The organism is Kribbella sp. NPDC043289 (genome assembly GCF_056436705.1).
In genome coordinates this window covers 77,764-96,050 of the sequence record NZ_JBWKCB010000011.1, presented here as the reverse complement: position 1 = coordinate 96,050, position 18,287 = coordinate 77,764, and the positions used below count along the sequence as shown (strand labels likewise).

Annotated in this window: 17 protein-coding genes and 1 tRNA gene; 17 read left to right on the top strand and 1 reads right to left on the bottom strand. The window is 69.6% G+C overall.

Going from position 1 to position 18,287, the window contains the following annotated elements; translation table 11 throughout:
* Positions 1–45 precede the first annotated feature (45 nt).
* The 4 genes from AC0662_RS38935 to AC0662_RS38920 are packed head-to-tail and all read left to right on the top strand — an operon-like array spanning position 46 to position 3,747.
* Positions 46–930, top strand: coding sequence for a MerR family transcriptional regulator (locus AC0662_RS38935; protein ID WP_452200999.1), 885 nt, complete (start codon positions 46–48; stop codon positions 928–930).
* The gene (locus tag AC0662_RS38930) at positions 927–2,399 is read left to right on the top strand and encodes an SDR family oxidoreductase (protein ID WP_452200997.1); all 1,473 of its coding nucleotides are present in this window, start codon (positions 927–929) and stop codon (positions 2,397–2,399) included. Before AC0662_RS38935 ends, AC0662_RS38930 begins: the two co-directional genes overlap by 4 nt.
* Positions 2,396–2,833 carry an SRPBCC family protein gene (locus AC0662_RS38925; RefSeq protein WP_452200995.1) on the top strand — a complete coding sequence of 146 codons (438 nt, stop codon included), beginning with the start codon at positions 2,396–2,398 and terminating at the stop codon, positions 2,831–2,833. The genes AC0662_RS38930 and AC0662_RS38925 overlap by 4 nt, the downstream gene beginning before the upstream one ends.
* The gene (locus tag AC0662_RS38920) at positions 2,830–3,747 is read left to right on the top strand and encodes an SDR family NAD(P)-dependent oxidoreductase (RefSeq protein ID WP_478306964.1); all 918 of its coding nucleotides are present in this window, start codon (positions 2,830–2,832) and stop codon (positions 3,745–3,747) included. The genes AC0662_RS38925 and AC0662_RS38920 overlap by 4 nt, the downstream gene beginning before the upstream one ends.
* A 202-nt stretch (positions 3,748–3,949) precedes the next feature.
* On the opposite strand, the gene AC0662_RS38915 is transcribed toward AC0662_RS38920, so the two are convergent.
* Positions 3,950–4,021, bottom strand: a tRNA-Arg gene (locus AC0662_RS38915).
* A 443-nt stretch (positions 4,022–4,464) separates the two neighbouring features.
* Here AC0662_RS38915 and AC0662_RS38910 point away from each other — a divergent pair.
* The 13 genes from AC0662_RS38910 (at position 4,465) to rpmE (ending at position 18,235) form a co-directional block, all read left to right on the top strand.
* Positions 4,465–4,887: a hypothetical protein gene (locus AC0662_RS38910; RefSeq protein WP_452200991.1), complete on the top strand. Its 423-nt coding sequence runs from the start codon at positions 4,465–4,467 to the stop codon at positions 4,885–4,887.
* A 41-nt stretch (positions 4,888–4,928) separates the two neighbouring features.
* On the top strand, positions 4,929–5,114 hold the full coding sequence (locus AC0662_RS38905) for a PspC domain-containing protein (RefSeq protein WP_452200990.1): 186 nt from the start codon (positions 4,929–4,931) through the stop codon (positions 5,112–5,114).
* Between the two features lie 46 nt (positions 5,115–5,160).
* Positions 5,161–5,688, top strand: a complete 528-nt coding sequence (locus AC0662_RS38900) for a hypothetical protein (protein ID WP_478306961.1) — start codon at positions 5,161–5,163, stop codon at positions 5,686–5,688.
* 56 nt (positions 5,689–5,744) lie between these two features.
* Positions 5,745–5,990: a FitA-like ribbon-helix-helix domain-containing protein gene (locus AC0662_RS38895; protein WP_452200986.1), complete on the top strand. Its 246-nt coding sequence runs from the start codon at positions 5,745–5,747 to the stop codon at positions 5,988–5,990.
* Between the two features lie 10 nt (positions 5,991–6,000).
* Positions 6,001–6,420 (top strand): type II toxin-antitoxin system VapC family toxin, encoded by a 420-nt coding sequence (locus tag AC0662_RS38890; RefSeq protein WP_452200985.1) that lies wholly within the window; start codon positions 6,001–6,003, stop codon positions 6,418–6,420.
* Positions 6,421–6,518: 98 nt separating this feature from the next.
* A complete protein-coding gene (gene argS, locus AC0662_RS38885; RefSeq protein WP_452200983.1) occupies positions 6,519–8,177 on the top strand; it encodes an arginine--tRNA ligase in 1,659 nt (552 codons plus the stop codon).
* Complete coding sequence (lysA, locus tag AC0662_RS38880) at positions 8,174–9,580, top strand: diaminopimelate decarboxylase (protein WP_478306958.1); 1,407 nt, start codon at positions 8,174–8,176, stop codon at positions 9,578–9,580. Before argS ends, lysA begins: the two co-directional genes overlap by 4 nt.
* Positions 9,577–10,881, top strand: coding sequence for a homoserine dehydrogenase (locus AC0662_RS38875; protein ID WP_452200979.1), 1,305 nt, complete (start codon positions 9,577–9,579; stop codon positions 10,879–10,881). The genes lysA and AC0662_RS38875 overlap by 4 nt, the downstream gene beginning before the upstream one ends.
* Before the next feature lie 4 nt (positions 10,882–10,885).
* The gene (gene thrC, locus AC0662_RS38870) at positions 10,886–11,950 is read left to right on the top strand and encodes a threonine synthase (protein WP_452200977.1); all 1,065 of its coding nucleotides are present in this window, start codon (positions 10,886–10,888) and stop codon (positions 11,948–11,950) included.
* Between the two features lies 1 nt (position 11,951).
* Positions 11,952–12,911, top strand: a complete 960-nt coding sequence (gene thrB, locus AC0662_RS38865; RefSeq protein ID WP_478306956.1) for a homoserine kinase — start codon at positions 11,952–11,954, stop codon at positions 12,909–12,911.
* 326 nt (positions 12,912–13,237) lie between these two features.
* Complete coding sequence (rho, locus tag AC0662_RS38860; RefSeq protein WP_478306954.1) at positions 13,238–15,355, top strand: transcription termination factor Rho; 2,118 nt, start codon at positions 13,238–13,240, stop codon at positions 15,353–15,355.
* A 144-nt stretch (positions 15,356–15,499) separates the two neighbouring features.
* Positions 15,500–17,920, top strand: coding sequence for a glutaminyl-peptide cyclotransferase (locus tag AC0662_RS38855; protein WP_478306952.1), 2,421 nt, complete (start codon positions 15,500–15,502; stop codon positions 17,918–17,920).
* A 108-nt stretch (positions 17,921–18,028) separates the two neighbouring features.
* Positions 18,029–18,235, top strand: coding sequence for a 50S ribosomal protein L31 (gene rpmE / locus AC0662_RS38850; protein ID WP_387777964.1), 207 nt, complete (start codon positions 18,029–18,031; stop codon positions 18,233–18,235).
* Positions 18,236–18,287: the final 52 nt, after the last annotated feature.

Below are 18,287 nucleotides of genomic sequence, written 5' to 3'. Positions count from 1 at the left end.
ACCTGCACTAGTCAAAGGTCTGTCTAAAGTTTGTATAGTGTCCCTGTGGAGACTTCGGTGCGAGGTGACCTGCGGATCGGCGCGTTGAGCAAACGCGCCGGTGTCAGCGAGCACGTCCTGCGTGCCTGGGAGACCCGCTACGGCCTGCTGTCCCCGACGCGGTCGTCCGGCGGTTTCCGGCTGTACTCCGAGATCGACGTGCACCGGGTGCAGCGGATGCGGGCCTATCTCGCCGACGGACTGTCCGCGGCCGAGGCTGCCCGCGCAGTCCTGGCCGAGCCGGCGATGACGCAGCCTGCGCCGGCAGTGGGAGCACTGAGGGCAGCGGAGCCTGGCGGTGTCGCCGGGCTGCGGGACGCGTTGGACGAGCTGGACGAGCGTGCGGCGCACGTCGTCCTCGACCAGCTGTTCGGTGCGCTGACGATCGAGGCGGTGATCCGCGACGTACTGATCCCGTACCTCCACGACCTGGGCGATCGCTGGGCCAGCGGTGAGGTCACGGTCGGGCAGGAGCACTTCGCCAGCAACGTGATCCGCTCGCGGCTCGCCGCACTGTCGCCAGGCTGGGGTGGTGGCCAAGGACCACGCGCGCTGCTGGCCTGTCCGCCCGGCGAGCTGCACGACATCGCCCTGTTGTCGTTCGGTCTGGTACTCCGGCGCTCGGGCTGGCGGGTGATCTTCCTCGGCGCCGACTCGCCGATGAACGATGTCGAACGCACCACCGAGGCGCTGGCGCCCGATCTGGTGATGCTGGCCGCCTCCGACGCCACCCGCTTCGACTCCATCCGCCCCGAGCTGGTCCGGCTGGCGCGAAACCGTTCCCTCGCGCTGGCCGGACCTGGGGCCTCCACCGAGCTCGCAACCGCCGTCGGAGCGCAGTACGTCGAGTCCGACCCGGTCACTGCCGCGGAGCGATTGGCTGAGCGATGACCAGAGTCCTGGTAACCGGTGCCACCGGCTACATCGGCGGGCGGCTCGTCCCTGAGCTGCTTGCAGCCGGGTACGACGTCCGCGTACTCGCCCGGCGACCGCAGCGGCTGGAGACCCGTCCGTGGCGTCGCGGGGTCGAGGTCGTCGAGGGTGATGCCTCCGACCCGGCAGCGTTGACGAAGGCGCTGGAAGCCGTCGACGTGGCGTACTACCTGATCCACTCGCTCGGTACCGGCCGCCGCTTCGAGGAGCGCGACCGGCGTACCGCACTGACGTTCGGTACGGCGTGCCGCGAGTCCGACGTCGGCCGGATCGTCTACCTCGGCGGGCTGTACCCCGAGGGCGAGGAGCTGTCGCCGCACCTGGGGTCCCGTCGCGAGGTGGGGGAGATCCTGCTCGCGAGCGGCGTACCGACGACGGTGCTGCGCGCCGCGGTGATCCTCGGGTCCGGCTCGGCGTCGTTCGAGATGCTCCGGTACCTGACCGAGCGGTTGCCGGTGATGCTGACACCACGCTGGCTGGACACGCGGATCCAGCCGATCGCCGTGCGCGACGTACTGCACTACCTGGTCGGGTCGGCCCGGATGCCGGCCGAGGTGAACCGCGGCTTCGACATCGGCGGTCCGGACGTGCTGACGTACCGCGCGATGATGCAGCGGTACGCCGCCGTCGCCGGCCTCCGCCCGCGCCGCATCGTGACACTGCCACTCCTGAGCCCCGGTCTGTCGAGTCACTGGGTCGGACTGGTCACCCCGGTCCCCAGCGGCATCGCACGGCCGCTGGTCGACAGCCTGGTGCACGAGGTGGTCTGCAAGGACCACGACATCGACCAGTACGTCGACCCGCAGATCGCCGGCGGGATCGGGTTCGACCGCGCGGTCCAGCTGGCACTGAAGAAGGTGCACGACCTCGACGTGAGTACGTCGTGGGCGTCCGCCGCGACGCCGGGCGCACCGAGCGATCCGCTCCCCAGCGACCCGGACTGGGCCGGTGGCTCGCTGTACGTCGACGAACGCGACTGTGCGGTCGATGCGGAGCCGGAGCGGCTCTGGAAGGTCATCGAAGGCATCGGCGGCCAACGCGGCTGGTACTCCTGGCCGCTCGGCTGGTGGACCCGCGGACTGCTCGACCGGATCGTCGGCGGCCCCGGACTCCGCCGCGGCCGGCTGCACCCGGACACGCTGTCGGTCGGCGACCCGCTCGACTGGTGGCGCGTCGAAGCGATCGAACGCGGCCGCCTGCTCCGGCTCCGCGCCGAGATGCGCCTGCCCGGCGAGGCGTGGCTCGAACTACGTGCCGGGACCGACGAGCAGGGCCGCACGCTGTTCCGGCAGCGCGCCCTGTTCCATCCACGGGGACTGCCGGGGGAGCTGTACTGGGCGGCCATCCGCCCGTTCCACGACGTCGTCTTCGGTGGCATGCAACGCAACATCGCGCACGCCGCCGAACGAACCAAGGAGTCCCGATGATCGTCATCGAACGCGAAGTTGCGACAGCGGCCGCCCCCGAGCGGGTGTTCGACTACCTCTCCGATTTCCGCAGTACCGAGGAGTGGGATCCCGGTACGGTCCGCACCACCCTGATCAGCGGCGACGGCGGCGTCGGTACGACGTACCGCAACACCTCCCGCTTCAACGGCCGGGAGACCGACCTCACCTACGTGGTCGAGGACTTCACCCGACCGGACCGCCTGGTCCTGCGCGGCGAGAACCGCACCATCGTCGCCCGCGACATCATGACGTTCCGCTCCGAGTCCCACCTCACCCGGGTCACCTACCGGGCCGAGTTCCAGCTGAAGGGCCTGGCGCGCTTCGCGGAGTCCTTCCTGCGCAAGCCGTTCGAGCACCTGGGCGAAGAAGCCGAGGAGGGCCTACGCAACGCCCTGGGGAAGCTCGCCGCATGACCCTGGACACCTTGCTGGACCGCGCGGTCGTCCCCGGCTACACCAAACTCGGCTACGCAATCCGCAGTCGCACCTGGCCCGCCAACGACCCCGCTCCGCACGCCCTGCAAGGCAAAACCGCCATCGTCACCGGAGCCCGCACCGGCCTGGGCAAAGCCACCGCTGCGGGCCTGGCACGCCTCGGCGCCACCGTCCACCTGGCCGTCCGCAACGCCGAGAAAGCCGCCCCCGCCCTGGCCGACCTCCAGCGCGAAGTCCCCGAAGCCACCTTCGTCCTCGACGAATGCGACATCTCCGACCTGGACTCAGTCCGCGCGTACGCCGCCACCATCACCACCCCCATCGATGCCTTGATCCACAACGCCGGCGTCATGCCCCCCAAACGCACCGAGTCAGCCCAGGGCCACGAGCTGACCCTGGCGACCCACGTCCTCGGCCCGCTCCTGTTGACCGAGCTGCTGCGGGACCAGTTGAAGAACGGCCGCGTAATCCTGGTCGCCTCCGGAGGCATGTACACCCAGCCCCTACCGACCGACCCCGAATACCGCGACGCCCCCTACAAGGGCGCCACCGCCTACGCCCGCAGCAAGCGCATCCAGGTAGCGCTAACGCCACTCCTGGCCGCGGACATGACCCCCACCTTCGTCGCCAGCATGCACCCAGGCTGGTCCGAGACTCCAGGCCTCACCGAGTCCCTCCCCGGCTTCAGCAAACTCACCGGCCGCCTCCTCCGCACCGCCGACGAAGGCGCCGACACCACGGTCTGGCTGGCAGCCACTAACCCCCGACCCCCCACCGGCAAGTTCTGGCACGACCGCAGCCCCCGCCCCACCCACTACCTCAAACGAACCCAAGAAACCCCAGAAGCCCGCCAAGCCACCTGGACCTACTGCCGCACAGCAGCAGGAATCTGAAGCACCCCAATCGCGCGGGCGTTGACCAACACCCACCCCACCACGCCGACCCCCCGACACCACATCCCCGCGCCACCACGCCCAAGGGGGGTCCGGGGGGGCGAAGCCCCGCCGGGCGGGTTCTGGGGGTTGCACCCCCAGAAAACACAGCGGCCGATCCACGTGCGCGCTTTCCGCGCACAGAGATCGGCCAGATCGGTCGCGCCCCCGGCAGGATTCGAACCTGCGCACCCGCCTCCGGAGGGCGGTGCTCTATCCCCTGAGCTACGGGGGCTCAGGAACGTGCTGAACAGTAGCAGGAAGTTCATCGAATCCCCGAATTGGGGTGACCGTCGGCGTGCTGGTGCCTCGTCAAGCAACGTTGAGGTTGTCAACGTCGAGTGGTTCACCTCTGAAGTCGCCCCTCTGCCGCCTGCATGCGCGGCGTTCAGGGACGACGTCAGGGGTGAACCACCCCGGGCGCGTGCCCCGCAGATCCAAGGCGCGGGTGTGGGGAGGATCTTGCGCCGGAATCGGGCCGCAATTCTCCCCAACCCCGCCCCTTTCCAGCCGCCCGCCACGACCGCGGAGCACTACCTACCCACAACGACCAGCACAACTCCCCACGCCACCACCGACACCCCGACACGACCTCACCTTCCTCGACACGGCAGTAGAAACCTGGGACGCGCAAACCGGGGATCTCTCTCGTTCTGGTGCTAGCTGCCCCATCCAGGCGTGCACGCGCTCGAGTCGTGGGAGGCGAACAACAACAACAACAGCTTCGCTGCCGTCTCGCCGGACGTGCAGTGGATGGTGACGGGGGAGTGGGGCACGATGGACCGCCTGCTCGTCCTGCCGATGCCCGGGGTGGCCGCCACCGACCCGGCCGGTCGGCCCCAGCGACGTCACCGGCCACGTCACGTCGCTGGGCAGCTCCCGCTCCGGAGTGTCTGCTCGGGGCAGTTCGAGGTTGAGGGGGTCGACTACTCCGAGTACGACGAGACGCTCCGGGTGGTCGTGATGTCGCCGGGTGTCTGCGGTGGGAATCGACAACAAGACGTACCGCTTCCAGCGCTGAGGACCCGTTCCAGGATCACCCTGAGTGAACCCTGGAACCCCGGTGCGGCGGGATCGGTTCCGTGGCGCGCGCCGTCATAGTGGACGTAAGCCCAACAGCGGAAAGGAAACAGGTACTTCTCATGGCTAGCTCTCTGGTCCGCCCGTCTCACGATCGCTGGATCGGCGGTGTCTGCTCCGGACTCGCTCGCCGGTTCGGTATCTCGGCCAACACGATGCGACTGATCTTCGTAGTCAGCTGCCTGCTGCCCGGCCCGCAGTTCCTGATCTACATCGCGCTCTGGATCATCATGCCGTCGGAGCGCTGACCCCGGCGGTCGGCCGTCCGGGCGGCACGTGGCAACCTGGCTCTCCATGAGAGCAGGTACGTGGCGCCGGGCGGCCTGGACGGCGGCCCTGCTCCTCGCGAGCGGTGTGGTCGGTGGCTGCCAGGTCGGCCCGGCGCCGCCCGCGGCGGCTGATCTCCGGACCGGTGCGCCACCCTGGGACGCGCCCCGGGACGCGGTCTCCTACATCGACAAGGCCGGGTTCGAGCGGCTCCCGCTGGACTTCTCCGGCCCGTCGCCGTACACGCTGAACATCGCGGTCACCGTCGACGGCAAGCCGGTACAGGTACCGGCCGGGATCGGCATCGACCGCCTCCGCGCCGAGCAGGCCGCCATCCACACCCACACCACCGACGGCGTGGTCTGGGTCGAGGCCAAGACCGCCGCCGAGCGCCCCACGCTCGCCCAGTTCTTCACCCTCTGGGGCATCCGGTACGACGCCACTTGCCTCGCTGACGCCTGCACCACCATGAAAGTCACCATCGACGGAAAACCAGCCCCCTGGGACACCCCACTGGTGCGCAACAGCCACATCTCGATCACCGCTCGTCACTGACCCCGTGCAATCAGTGCTACGGTTTTTGCTAGCACCGAAGGCAAAGGAGGCCCGGTATGGCGGCGATCACCGTGCGGAGCCTGGACGACGACGTGAAGCACCGGCTGCGGGTTCGCGCGGCCGAACACGGGCGATCGATGGAGGCCGAAGTGCGCGCGATCCTGATGGCCGCCGTGGCTGAGCAGGACGAGCCCAAGAACTGGCTCCTGGCGCTGCACGAGCGCTGCGCGGCGATCGGCGGGGTCGAACTGGACATTCCGCCGCGCACCGGTGGGCATCGTGCGGCAGTGAACTTCGACTGAACTTCGACTGATGATCGTTCTGGACACCAATGTCGTCTCGGAGCTGATGAAGCAGGTTCCGGACGCGGCCGTGTGGCACTGGACCCGCGACAACCTGGGTGCGGAGTTCCGCACCACGGCGATTACCGTCGCCGAGATCCATACCGGTATCGAGCGGATGCCGGGCGGCCGGAGGCGCACGCAGGTGCGGGAGGCCGCGGACGCGCCCTTCGCTTCCGCCTTCGTCGAGGACGAGATCCTGTCGTTCACGGCGGAAGCCGCGATGGCCTATTCGGTGGTGATGCGTGACCGGCGCCGGGCCGGTCTGCCGATCGAGCCGCTGGACGCGCAGATCGCCGCGATCTGCTTGGTGGAGCAAGCTCCGCTCGCGACCAGGAACACGGCCGACTTCGCGCGGACCGGCGTCGAGTTGATCAATCCCTGGGCCTGACCGGGGCGGTGGGGTGGGGACGGCCTGGGCGCAGCCCGGCGTACCGGGCTGTGGATGGTGAGTCAAGGGTTTGGGCGGGGGCCCATTAGGCTGAGCCGGTGACTCCGGAACAGCTCGCTGCGAAGATCCTCCAGGCCCTGGCCGCGCTCGCCGACGACGGCACCATCACCGTCGAGGGCGGGCTGCCGCGCGAGCTGAAGGTCGAACGCCCCAAGAACCCCGAGCACGGGGACTACGCCACCAACGTCGCGATGCAGCTCGGCAAGCGCGCCGGGCTGAATCCGCGGCAGTTCGCCGAGCTGCTCGCCGCCCGGCTCCGCGACGACGAGGCGATCACCGCGGTGGACATCGCCGGGCCGGGGTTCATCAACCTGCGGGTCGCGGCGGATGCCCAGGGCAAGGTCGCGCAGGCGATCCTGGACGCGGGCCCGGCGTACGGGACCACCGACAGCCTGCAGGGCCGGACGATCAACCTCGAGTTCATCTCGGCGAACCCGACCGGCCCGCTGCACCTCGGCCATACCCGCTGGGCCGCCGTCGGTGACGCGCTGGCCCGGGTGCTGGCCGCGGCCGGCGCGAGCGTCACCCGCGAGTTCTACATCAACGACCGCGGCAACCAGATGGACAAGTTCGGCGCCAGCCTGCAGGCCGCGGCGCACGGCGAGCCGATCCCCGAGGACGGCTACCACGGTGAGTACATCGGCGACCTGGCGCAGCGGATCGTCGCCGAGGTGCCCGGGATCACCGAGCTGCCCGCCGACGAGCAGGTGATCGCCTTCCGCGAGGCGGGGTACGAGCGGCAGCTCAAGGAGCAGCAGGAGCAGCTCGAGCACTTCCGGACCAAGTTCGACGTCTGGTTCTCCGAGCGCAGCCTGCACGAGCAGGACGGCGTACCGCACGCGATCCAGAAGCTCCGCGACCAGGGCCACCTGTACGAGGCCGACGACGCGCTCTGGATGCGGACGACGGACTTCACCGACGACAAGGACCGCGTGCTGATCCGGTCGAACGGCGAGCCGACGTACTTCGCTTCCGACGCGGCGTACTACGTGAACAAGCGCGAGCGTGGTTTCGAGACCTGCGTCTACCTGCTCGGCGCCGACCACCACGGCTACGTGAACCGGCTGAAGGCGATCGCGGCCTGCGCCGGCGACGACCCCGAGCACAACATCGAGATCCTGATCGGCCAGCTGGTGAAGATCCTCAAGGGCGGCGCGGAGATGCGGCTGTCCAAGCGGGCCGGCACCATCGTCACGCTCGCCGAGCTGGTCGAGGAGGGCGGCGTCGACGCGCTGCGCTACACGCTCTGCCGCTACCCGGCCGACTCCCCGCTGACCCTGGACATCGAGGAGATGACCCGCCAGGCCAGCGAGAACCCGGTGTTCTACGTGCAGTACGCGCACGCCCGGCTGGCCTCGATCCTGCGCAACGCCGACGAGCTCGGCATCAAGCTGGACGAGTTCGACCCGGGCCTGCTCAGCCACGAGCGGGAGGGCGACCTGCTCCGCGCGCTCGCCGAGTTCCCGCGGGTGGTCGCCACTGCCGCCGAGCTGCGGGAGCCGCATCGGATCGCGCGGTACCTCGAGGACACCGCGTCGGCGTTCCACAAGTTCTACGACAGCTGCCGCGTGCTGCCGCGCGGCGACGAGGAGGTGGAGCCGGTGCACAAGGCTCGCCTGACCCTGGTCTCCGCGACCCGGACCGTGCTCGCCAACGGGCTCGACCTGCTCGGCGTCTCCGCACCGGAGCGGATGTGAGGGCGCACGAGGCGGGCGCCCTGCACGCCCAGAACGGGAACCGCGTCCCGGCCTGGCTGCTGACCCCGCACGACGTCAACGACCTGGTCCCGCAGCTGTGGTCGTCCACGGCGAAGAAGTCCGCCGAGGGTTCGCTGACCGTCGGCGATGTCGACCTGCGCGACCTGGTCGCCGAGCACGGCAGCCCGGCGTACGTGCTGGACGAGGACGACTTCCGGGCCCGGGCGCGCGCGTTCAAGCACGCCTTCAAGGACTTCGACGTCTACTACGCCGGCAAGGCCTTCCTCTGTACGACGGTCGTCCGCTGGGTGCTCGAGGAGGGGCTGAACCTCGACATCTGCAGCGGCGGTGAGCTGGCCGTCGCGTTGCGCGCGGGCGCGGACCCGAAGCGGCTCGGTTTCCACGGCAACAACAAGTCCGAGTCCGAGCTGGCCCGGGCGCTGGACGCCGGTGTCGGCCGAATCATCGTCGACTCGCAGTACGAGATCTCCCGGCTGATCGAGCTGGCCGGCGAGCGTGGGACCACCGCGCCGGTGATGATCCGCGTGACGGCGGGCGTCGAGGCACACACCCACGAGTACATCGCGACCGCGCACGAGGACCAGAAGTTCGGCTTCTCGATCACCTCCGGCGCGGCCTTCGAAGCCGTTGCCCGGGTCAACGAAGCGCCGGAGCTGGAGCTGCTCGGCCTGCACTCGCACATCGGCTCGCAGATCTTCGACTCGTCCGGGTTCGAGGTCGCGGCCAAGCGCGTGATCGCCTTGCACGCAAGGGTTTCCGACGAGCTCGGCGTCGACATGCCCGAGCTCGACCTGGGCGGCGGTTTCGGGATCGCCTACACCACCCAGGACGACCCGTCCGACCCGGCGCAGCTGGCCACCGAGATGGGCAAGATCGTCGAGCACGAGTGCCGGGCCTTCGGCGTCGAGGTGCCCAAGGTCTCGATCGAGCCGGGGCGCGCGATCGTTGGTCCGGCGGTGTGCACGGTCTACTCGGTCGGCACGGTCAAGGAGGTCGAGCTGGACGCCGGCGCCTCCCGGACGTACGTGTCGGTCGACGGCGGGATGAGCGACAACATCCGCACCGCGCTGTACGACGCCGACTATTCCTGCACGCTCGTCAACCGGTACTCCGACGCCGAGCCGACGCTCGCCCGGGTCGTCGGCAAGCACTGCGAGGCCGGGGACATCATCGTGAAGGACGAGTTCCTGCCGTCGGACGTGCAGCCGGGCGACCTGCTCGCCGTCCCCGGGACCGGTGCGTACTGCCGGTCGATGGCGAGCAACTACAACCACGTACCGCGGCCACCGGTGATCGCGGTCAAGGACGGCCGGACGCGTGTCGTCGTCCGCCGTGAGACCGAAGACGACCTGCTTCTCCTCGACATGGGGGCCGCCGAATGAACGCTGTGAAGGACGACAAACCTCTCAAGGTGGGCCTGCTCGGTTGTGGCGTGGTCGGCACCGAGGTGGTGCGGATCCTGACCGAGCAGGCGGACCATCTAGCGGCCCGCGTCGGCGCCCGGCTGGAGATCGCCGGCATCGCCGTACGCCGGCCCGGACGTGCGCGCGATATCGCCGTCGACCCGGACCTGATCACCACCGACGCCCAGGCGCTGGTCTCGCGCGGCGACCTGGACCTGGTGATCGAGGTGATCGGCGGCCTGGAGCCGGCCCGCGGCCTGATCCTGACCGCGCTCGAGCACGGCGCCTCGGTCGTCACGGCCAACAAGGCACTGCTCGCCGAGGACGGCCCGACATTGTTCGCGGCCGCGGAGAAGTACCAGCGCGACCTGTACTTCGAGGCCGCCGTGGCCGGCGCGATCCCGATCCTGCGGCCGCTGCGCGAGTCGCTCGCCGGTGACGACGTGATCCGGGTGATGGGCATCGTCAACGGCACCACGAACTACATCCTCGACAAGATGGACACCACCGGCGCCGGCTTCGACGAGGCGCTCGAAGAAGCCCAGGCCCTCGGGTACGCCGAGGCGGATCCGACCGCAGACATCGAGGGGTTCGACGCGGCGGCGAAGGCGGCGCTGCTGGCCAGCCTCGCGTTCCACACCCGGGTCTCGATCGCCGACGTACACCGCGAAGGCATCACCGAGGTGTCCGCGACCGACATCGCGTCGGCCCGCGAGATGGGCTGCGTGGTGAAGTCGCTGGCGATCTGCGAGCTGGACGAGGCGACCGACTCGGTGAGCGCCCGGGTGTACCCGGCGATGATCCCGGTCACCCACCCGTTGGCCAGTGTTCGGGACGCGTACAACGCCGTTTTCGTGGAAAGCAAGGCAGCTGGACGCCTGATGTTCTATGGTCGTGGTGCCGGCGGCGCCCCGACGGCCAGTGCAGTCCTCGGGGATCTGGTGTCCGCCGCGCGCAACCGGCTCAAGGGTGTGCCGGGGGTCGGCGAGTCGTCGTACACCCAGCGGGCCGTCCGGCCGATGGGCGACGCGATGACCCGCTACCACGTGTCGCTGGACGTGGCCGACAAGGCCGGTGTGCTGGCGGCGGTGGCCCATGCCTTCTCCGAGCACGACGTGTCGATCCAGACCGTCCGCCAAGAGGGCCGGGGCAGCGACGCGCAACTGGTGGTGGTCACCCACACCGCGACCGACGCCGCGTTGTCCGCGACCGTGGAGTCCTTGCGGGACATGGACATCGTCCGTGAAGTCAGCAGTGTGATGCGGGTAGAAGGCGAGTAGGTCAATGGTGCACCAGTGGCGTGGCGTGATCGAGGAGTACAGAGACCGGCTTCCCGTTTCGGCGGACACGCCGGTGGTCACGCTCGGCGAGGGCGGGACGCCGCTGGTGGCCGCGCAGTGGCTGAGCGAGCAGAGCGGGTGCGAGGTCTGGCTGAAGGTCGAGGGCAACAACCCGACCGGCTCGTTCAAGGACCGCGGGATGACGGTCGCGATCTCGCTGGCCGCGCAGGCCGGTGACAAGGCGGTGGTCTGCGCCTCGACCGGCAACACGTCGGCCTCGGCGGCGGCGTACGCCGTCCGGGCCGGGATGCTGCCGCTGGTGGTGATCCCGGCGGGCCGGATCGCGAAGGGCAAGCTGGCGCAGGCGATCGTGCACGGCGCCAAGCTGGTGCAGATCGACGGCGGCTTCGACGACTGCCTGCGGATCGTCCGTGAGCTCGGCAAGAACTACCCGGTCGCCCTGGTGAACTCGGTCAACCCGGTCCGCCTCGAGGGCCAGAAGACCGCCTCCTTCGAGGTCTGCGACGCGCTCGGCGACGCCCCGGACCTGCATCTGCTGCCGGTCGGCAACGCGGGCAACATCGCGGCCTACTGGAAGGGCTACCAGGAGTACGCCAAGGACAAGCTCGCCACCCGGACCCCGCGGATGTGGGGTTTCCAGGCGGCCGGCGCGGCGCCGATCGTGCGCGGCGCGATCGTCGAGAAGCCGGACACCGCGGCCACCGCGATCCGGGTCGGCAACCCGGCGTCCTGGACGCTCGCCGAGGCAGCCCGGGACGAGTCCGGCGGCCGGATCGAGATGGTCACCGACGAGCAGATCCTGGCCGCGCAGCGTGAGCTCGCGGCCCGCGAAGGCGTCTTCGTCGAGCCCGCCTCGGCGGCCGGGGTCGCGGGTCTGCTGCACGCGAAGGCCGAAGGCTGGCTGCCGGGCGGCTCGACCGTGGTGATCACGGTCACCGGTCATGGCCTGAAGGACATCGACACCGCGCTCGACCACGCCGCCATCGAGGAGCCGCCGGTCACCGCGGCCGACACCGATGCCGTCGCCCGCGTCGCCGGTCTGAGCTGAGATGGGCGACCCGAAGCCGGAGCCGGAGTCCGGCAGCAACCGGCGGCCTTGCGACCAGGTGCGGGTCCGGGTGCCCGCCACGAGCGCGAACCTCGGCCCCGGCTTCGACGCCTTCGGCCTCGCCCTGACCCTGTACGACGATCTCGTCGTCACCCCGGGTGGGTCCGGGGTCACCGTCTCGGTGAGTGGCGAGGGCGAAGCCGACGTACCGCTCGACGAGACGCATCTGGTGGTGCGGTCGATCCACGCGGGGCTCGAGGCGCTGGGTGCTTCGGTGCCGGGCTTCACCTTGCGCTGCGAGAACCGGATTCCGCACGGGCGGGGTCTCGGATCGTCGTCGGCGGCGATCGTCGGCGGGCTGGCCGCGGCGTTCGCACTGGCCGGCGAACCGCTCGATCGCGAGCGGCTCGTCGTCCTGGCGAACGAGATCGAAGGGCATCCGGACAACGTCGCGGCGGCCGCCCTCGGAGGGTTCACGATCGCTTGGACGGAAGGCGATACGGGCCGGGCGGTCAGGTTGGAGCCGGCGGACGGAATCGACGCGGTCGCTTACGTACCTGACAATCACGTGCTCACCAAACAGGCGCGCGGGTTGCTGCCGGGCGTTGTTTCCCACACCGACGCCGCGGCGAACGCCGGCAAGGCCGCATTGCTCGTCGCCGCGCTGACCGGGCGGCCCGAGTTGCTGCTGACCGCGACCGAGGACCGACTGCACCAGGAGTACCGCGAACCGGCGATGCCGGAGAGTCTCGCGCTGGTCCACAAACTGCGCGGAAGTGGTCTGGCCGCGATCATCAGCGGGGCCGGCCCGACGGTCGCCGTACTGGGTGGTCATGTTGAGAAGAGTGCAGGTCACGGGTCGTTTTTCCGTGGTACGCCGGAGCCGCCGGACGGCTGGGCGAAGTACGAACTGGGGATCGATCCAGTCGGTGTACAGGTCTGGTCGATGGAGGCCGGGTAGCTCGGGGAATGGTCCGGTGCTGACACGCGTTGCAGTGGGTGAGACAGGCAGAGGACCCGCAGTGGTGCTAGTCTCGACTCACCCGATCCCCTCCAGGTGATCGGTGTGCTCTCGCCACGATCCGGGCTGTGCTCCCGGCACCCTGTGTTGTGTGGCGACCCTCCTGTGGATGTGACCTTGCGCCGCCTGCGTCGGAGATGTCCTGGGGGACTCAGATCTAGCGAGAGCCTCTTGATACCCCGCGTGCCCGTTGTGCGGTCGTGGGCGGAATGACATTGGTCGATGAGCCTGTCGGACATCGACGATCCGTGTGGGAAGGACCTCACGTGACAGAAACTGTTGAAGCCTCCAGCGGAGCCGGTACGTCGGCCCCGGGTACCGACGCCGTGGCCACCACCACGACGCGTCGCCGGAAAGCCGGAGGCGGCCTCGAGGGCATGCTGCTCCCCGAGCTCAAGCAGCTCGCCGGGACGCTCGGCATCAAGGGCACCGGCGCGCTGCGCAAGGGCCAGCTGATCGAGGCGATCAAGGCCGCCCAGACCGGTGGTTCCGCCGGTTCTTCCGCGGGCGGCTCCACCGGCGGTTCCCGGGCGAAGGTGACGCAGCCGACGCTCGACGAGGCCGCCGAGGCGTCCGCGCCGAAGAGCGCCGAGACGCCGGCCAAGCGCGAGGGAGGCAGTCGCCGGACCCGCGCCGCGGCCCAGAAGGACGTACAGCCGGAGCCGGCCGAGGAAGCTCCGCGGAACCCGGGCCGGAACGGTGTCGCCGCCGAGGCCGCCGTCGAGGCGCCCGTGGTGCGGGAGACGCAGCCGGACACCGCCGCGCAGAACGGCGCCACCGAGCGGGCCGAGGTCCGTACCGAGGAGCGCGCCGACGACCGCGGCGAGAACCAGGGCCGCAGCCGCGACCGGAGCCGGGACAACACCCGGGACAACAACCGCGACGGCAACCAGAACCGCGACCGGAGCCGCGACAACAACCGCGACGGTCAGCGTGACGGCAACCGGGACAACCGCGAGAGCCGGGACAACCGCGGCGACAACCAGCGGAACCGCCAGGACCAGAACGACCGCAACGCCGACCGGAACACCGACCGCAACACGGATCGGAACTCGGACCGGAACGCGGATCGGGGCGAGGACGGCGAGGGTCGTCGCCGGCGCCGCCGGGGCCGCGACCGGGACCGCAACCGCGACGGCAGCCAGAGCAGCAGCCCCCGCGACACCAGCACCCGCAACCGCGGCCGCGGCGAGCGGTACGACGCCGAGCCGACGATCAGCGAGGACGACGTCCTGGTCCCCGCGGCCGGCATCCTCGACGTGCTCGACAACTACGCCTTCGTCCGGACCAGCGGCTACCTGCCCGGCCCGAACGACGTGTACGTCGCGCTCTCGATGGTGAAGCGCTACGGCCTCCGCAAGGGTGACGCGATCACCGGTGCGGTGAAGCAGCCGCAGGACGGCGAGCGCAAGGAGAAGTTCAACCCGCTGGTCCGGATCGACACCGTGAACGGTGCGGACCCGGAGATCGCCAAGCAGCGGCAGGACTTCAACAAGCTCACCCCGCTGTACGCGACCGAGCGGCTCCGCCTGGAGACCGAGCCGGGCATCCTGACCACCCGGATCGTCGACATCGTCAGCCCGATCGGCAAGGGTCAGCGTGGTCTGATCGTCTCGCCGCCGAAGGCCGGTAAGACGATGGTGCTGCAGGCGCTCGCGAACGCGATCACCACGAACAACCCCGAAGTACACCTGATGGTCGTGCTGGTGGACGAGCGGCCCGAAGAGGTCACCGACATGCAGCGCACGGTCAAGGGCGAGGTCATCGCCTCGACCTTCGACCGGCCGGCCGACGACCACACCACGGTCGCGGAGCTGGCGATCGAGCGGGCCAAGCGGCTCGTCGAGCTCGGCCACGACGTCGTCGTGCTGCTGGACTCGATCACCCGGCTCGGCCGCGCGTACAACATCGCGGCCCCGGCCAGCGGCCGGATCCTGTCCGGTGGTGTCGACTCGTCGGCGCTGTACCCGCCGAAGCGGTTCTTCGGTGCGGCCCGGAACATCGAGGACGGCGGCTCGCTGACCATCCTCGCGACCGCGCTGATCGAGACCGGCTCGAAGATGGACGAGGTGATCTTCGAGGAGTTCAAGGGCACCGGCAACATGGAGCTCCGGCTGCGCCGCGAGTTCGCCGACCGGCGGATCTTCCCGGCCATCGACGTGGTCGCCTCCGGCACCCGCCGCGAGGAACTGCTGATGTCCAAGGACGAGACCCAGGTCGTCTGGAAGCTCCGCCGGGTGCTGTCCGCGCTCGACGGCCAGGCCGCCCTGGAGCTGCTGATCGGCAAGCTCAAGGAGAGCAAGTCGAACATCGAGTTCCTGCTCCAGGTGAACAAGACCACCCCGTCGACGACGGCCGGTCACAGCACCGACAACGGCAACTGACATCGTCGGTTCTCAGCTAGCTGAGGGAGACCTCAGCTAGCTGAGAAAAACTGTCCTCAGGGTTCATCTCGACCTCATCGAAGGTTTCTTCCCGGAGGAATGCTCCACCCCGTCAAGTTTCGACAGACTTCGGCGGGAGTGGGAATGCGCACACGATGGCGACTGGCAGCGGTCCTCGGGATCGCGCTGGTAGCGGCGACCGGGGTCGCGGCCGCGAACGTGACCGGCGGCAAGCAGGCCGGTCCGCGGCCGGACGGCTCCGCGATCACCACCTACGGCTGGCGGGTCACCCCGGCCGGCGACCAGACCAAGCTCGGCGAGAAGCCGTTCGGATCGGCCCTGAGCCCCGACGGCAAGTACCTCGCGATCAGCAACGACGGCACCCGGACGCAGAGCCTCTCGCTCGTCGAGACCGCCAGCGGCAAGGTCGTCCAGACGTTGCCGTACGTGAGCCCGCAGGCCCTGTTCATCGGCCTGGCCTGGAGCCCGGACGGCAGCATGCTCTACGCGGCCGCCGGCGGCAACGACAAGATCCGCGTCTACACCCAGGCGAACGGCCTGCTCACCGAGACCACCCCGATCACGCTGCCGAAGGGCACGTTCCCGGCCGGTCTCACCCTCAGCGCCGACGGCAGCAAGCTGTACGTCGCCGGCAACGGCAACGCCGCGTTGTCCGCGATCAACACCGCGACCGGGGCGGTGCTCGGCAAGGTCGCGACCGGCCCGAACCCCTTCACCGTCGGCCTCACGGCGGACGGCAGGACGGCGTACGTCTCGAACTGGGGGACGAACACGGTCTCGGCCGTCGACACCGCGACGCTGACGGTCCGCAAGACCCTCACTGTCGGCAGCCACCCGACCGCGATCCTGCGCGACCCGGCCACCGGCGAGATGCTCGTCGCGGTCACGGACGCCGACAAGGTGATCGGCATCGACCCGGCCACCGATGCCGTCACGAGAACCGTCGAGCTCGCGCCGTACCAGCACGCGCCGGTCGGCTCGAGCCCGCAAGGACTGGCGATCGACGGCACGACCTTGTACGTCGCCAACGCGGGGAACAACGACGTCGCGGTGGTGAACCTCGCGACCAACCACGTCACCGGCCTGATCCCGACCGGGTGGTACCCAACCACAGTCACGGTCACGAAGGACCGGCGCCGGCTGCTCGTCACGAATGCGAAAGGCCTCGGCGCCGGTCCGAACCCGGGCGGTCCGCAGCCGACGAACCCGGTCGTCGACTACTCGCAGTACGTCGGCTCGATGATCATGGGCACGCTGTCGAGGATCGCCGTACCGAGTCGGGACGAGTTGGCGCACTACACGAAGCAGGTGCGCGAGAACGACGGCTTCAACGGCGCCGGGCACCCGAACGGGCCGGCCAACGTGGTGCCGGCGCGACCCGGTGACCCGAGTCCGATCAAGCACGTCATCTATGTCGTCAAGGAGAACCGCACCTACGACCAGGTGTTCGGCTCGCTTGGCAAGGGCAATGGCGACCCGTCGCTGAACCTGTTCGACGACAGCTCAGCGCCGAACCACCGGCAGCTCGCCCGCCAGTTCGTGACGCTCGACAACTTCTACGCCGACGGAGCGGTCTCGTCCGACGGCTGGGAGTGGGCGACCGCGTCGGAGTCGAACGCGTACAACGAGCACCTCTGGCCGGTCGCGTACAGCAGTCGGGGCCGTGGCGACGACGTCTACACCAACCAGGCGACCGACCCGGGCAAGCTCACCGGCGACTCGCGGATCTGGGACCGGCTCGACGACGCGGGCATCTCGTACCGCAACTACGGCATGTGGGCCGGCGGTCCGCTGCCCGCGAAGGTGTTCGCGACCGAGCCGCGGCTGTCCGCGCACACCGACCCGAACTACGCCGCGCAGAACGGCGACATCCGGGACAACACCCGCGTCGACGAGTGGGTCAAGGAGTTCAACGCCTCGACCACGCTGCCGGCCATGGAGTTCGTCCGGCTCGGCAACGACCACACGTTCGGTACGTCGGTCGGCAAGCCGACGCCGAAGGCCGCGGTGGCCGACAACGACCTGGCCCTCGGCCGGATCGTGGACGCGGTGTCACACAGCGAGCACTGGAAGGACACCGCGATCTTCGTCACCGAGGACGACGCCCAGAACGGGCCCGACCACGTGGACGCGCACCGCACGGTCGCGCTGGTGATCAGCCCGTACACGCAGACCGGCAAGGTCGACTCGACGATGTACAGCACGGTCGCGATGATGCGGACGATGGAGCTGATCGCCGGGATCGGGCCGCTCACCCAGTTCGACGCCGCCGCCACCCCGATGACGGCGAGTTTCACCGGGACGCCGAACTTCGCGCCGTACGACGCCCGGACGCCGGCGCAGTCGCTCGACGAGAAGAACACCGCGGCCGCGCCGCTGGCCGCGGAATCGGGCCGGATGGACTTCACGCAGGCCGACAAGGCGCCCGAGCAGGTGCTCAACGAGGCGATCTGGAAGAGCGTGAAGGGCGCGGACAGCCCGATGCCGGCGCCGCGGGGCGCCCCGGCGAGCGGGTCGGAGGCGGCCGAGGAAGGTGGCCGCTGAGGGCCGGATTTCCGGCGGATCGACGGGTCGTGGCACACTAGATGGCTGGTTCCGGTTCACGCTCGCACCGTGCGGACGACCCGGGGCACCTGATCCTAGGAGACTGTCTTGAAGAGCGACATCCACCCGACGTACGTGGAGACCCAGGTGACCTGCACCTGCGGCGCGACGTTCACCACCCGCTCGACCGCGGAGAACGGCGTGATCCACGCCGACGTGTGCTCGCAGTGCCACCCGTTCTACACCGGTAAGCAGAAGATTCTCGACACCGGTGGCCGGGTCGCCCGCTTCGAGAAGCGGTACGCGAAGAAGTAGCTGTCTCGCCGCGCGCCGGTTCCGCATCCCTGCGGAACCGGCGCGCGGTTTG

Excerpts from the sequence above, each read along its gene's own strand:
- AC0662_RS38930 (WP_452200997.1), top strand. The coding sequence starts at position 927 with ATGACCAGAGTCCTGGTAACCGGTGCCACCGGCTACATCGGCGGGCGG.
- AC0662_RS38925 (WP_452200995.1), top strand. The coding sequence starts at position 2,396 with ATGATCGTCATCGAACGCGAAGTTGCGACAGCGGCCGCCCCCGAGCGG.
- AC0662_RS38920 (WP_478306964.1), top strand. The coding sequence starts at position 2,830 with ATGACCCTGGACACCTTGCTGGACCGCGCGGTCGTCCCCGGCTACACC.
- AC0662_RS38905 (WP_452200990.1), top strand. The coding sequence starts at position 4,929 with ATGGCTAGCTCTCTGGTCCGCCCGTCTCACGATCGCTGGATCGGCGGT.
- AC0662_RS38900 (WP_478306961.1), top strand. The coding sequence starts at position 5,161 with ATGAGAGCAGGTACGTGGCGCCGGGCGGCCTGGACGGCGGCCCTGCTC.
- AC0662_RS38895 (WP_452200986.1), top strand. The coding sequence starts at position 5,745 with ATGGCGGCGATCACCGTGCGGAGCCTGGACGACGACGTGAAGCACCGG.
- AC0662_RS38890 (WP_452200985.1), top strand. The coding sequence starts at position 6,001 with ATGATCGTTCTGGACACCAATGTCGTCTCGGAGCTGATGAAGCAGGTT.
- AC0662_RS38875 (WP_452200979.1), top strand. The coding sequence starts at position 9,577 with ATGAACGCTGTGAAGGACGACAAACCTCTCAAGGTGGGCCTGCTCGGT.
- thrC (WP_452200977.1), top strand. The coding sequence starts at position 10,886 with ATGGTGCACCAGTGGCGTGGCGTGATCGAGGAGTACAGAGACCGGCTT.
- thrB (WP_478306956.1), top strand. The coding sequence starts at position 11,952 with ATGGGCGACCCGAAGCCGGAGCCGGAGTCCGGCAGCAACCGGCGGCCT.
- AC0662_RS38855 (WP_478306952.1), top strand. The coding sequence starts at position 15,500 with ATGCGCACACGATGGCGACTGGCAGCGGTCCTCGGGATCGCGCTGGTA.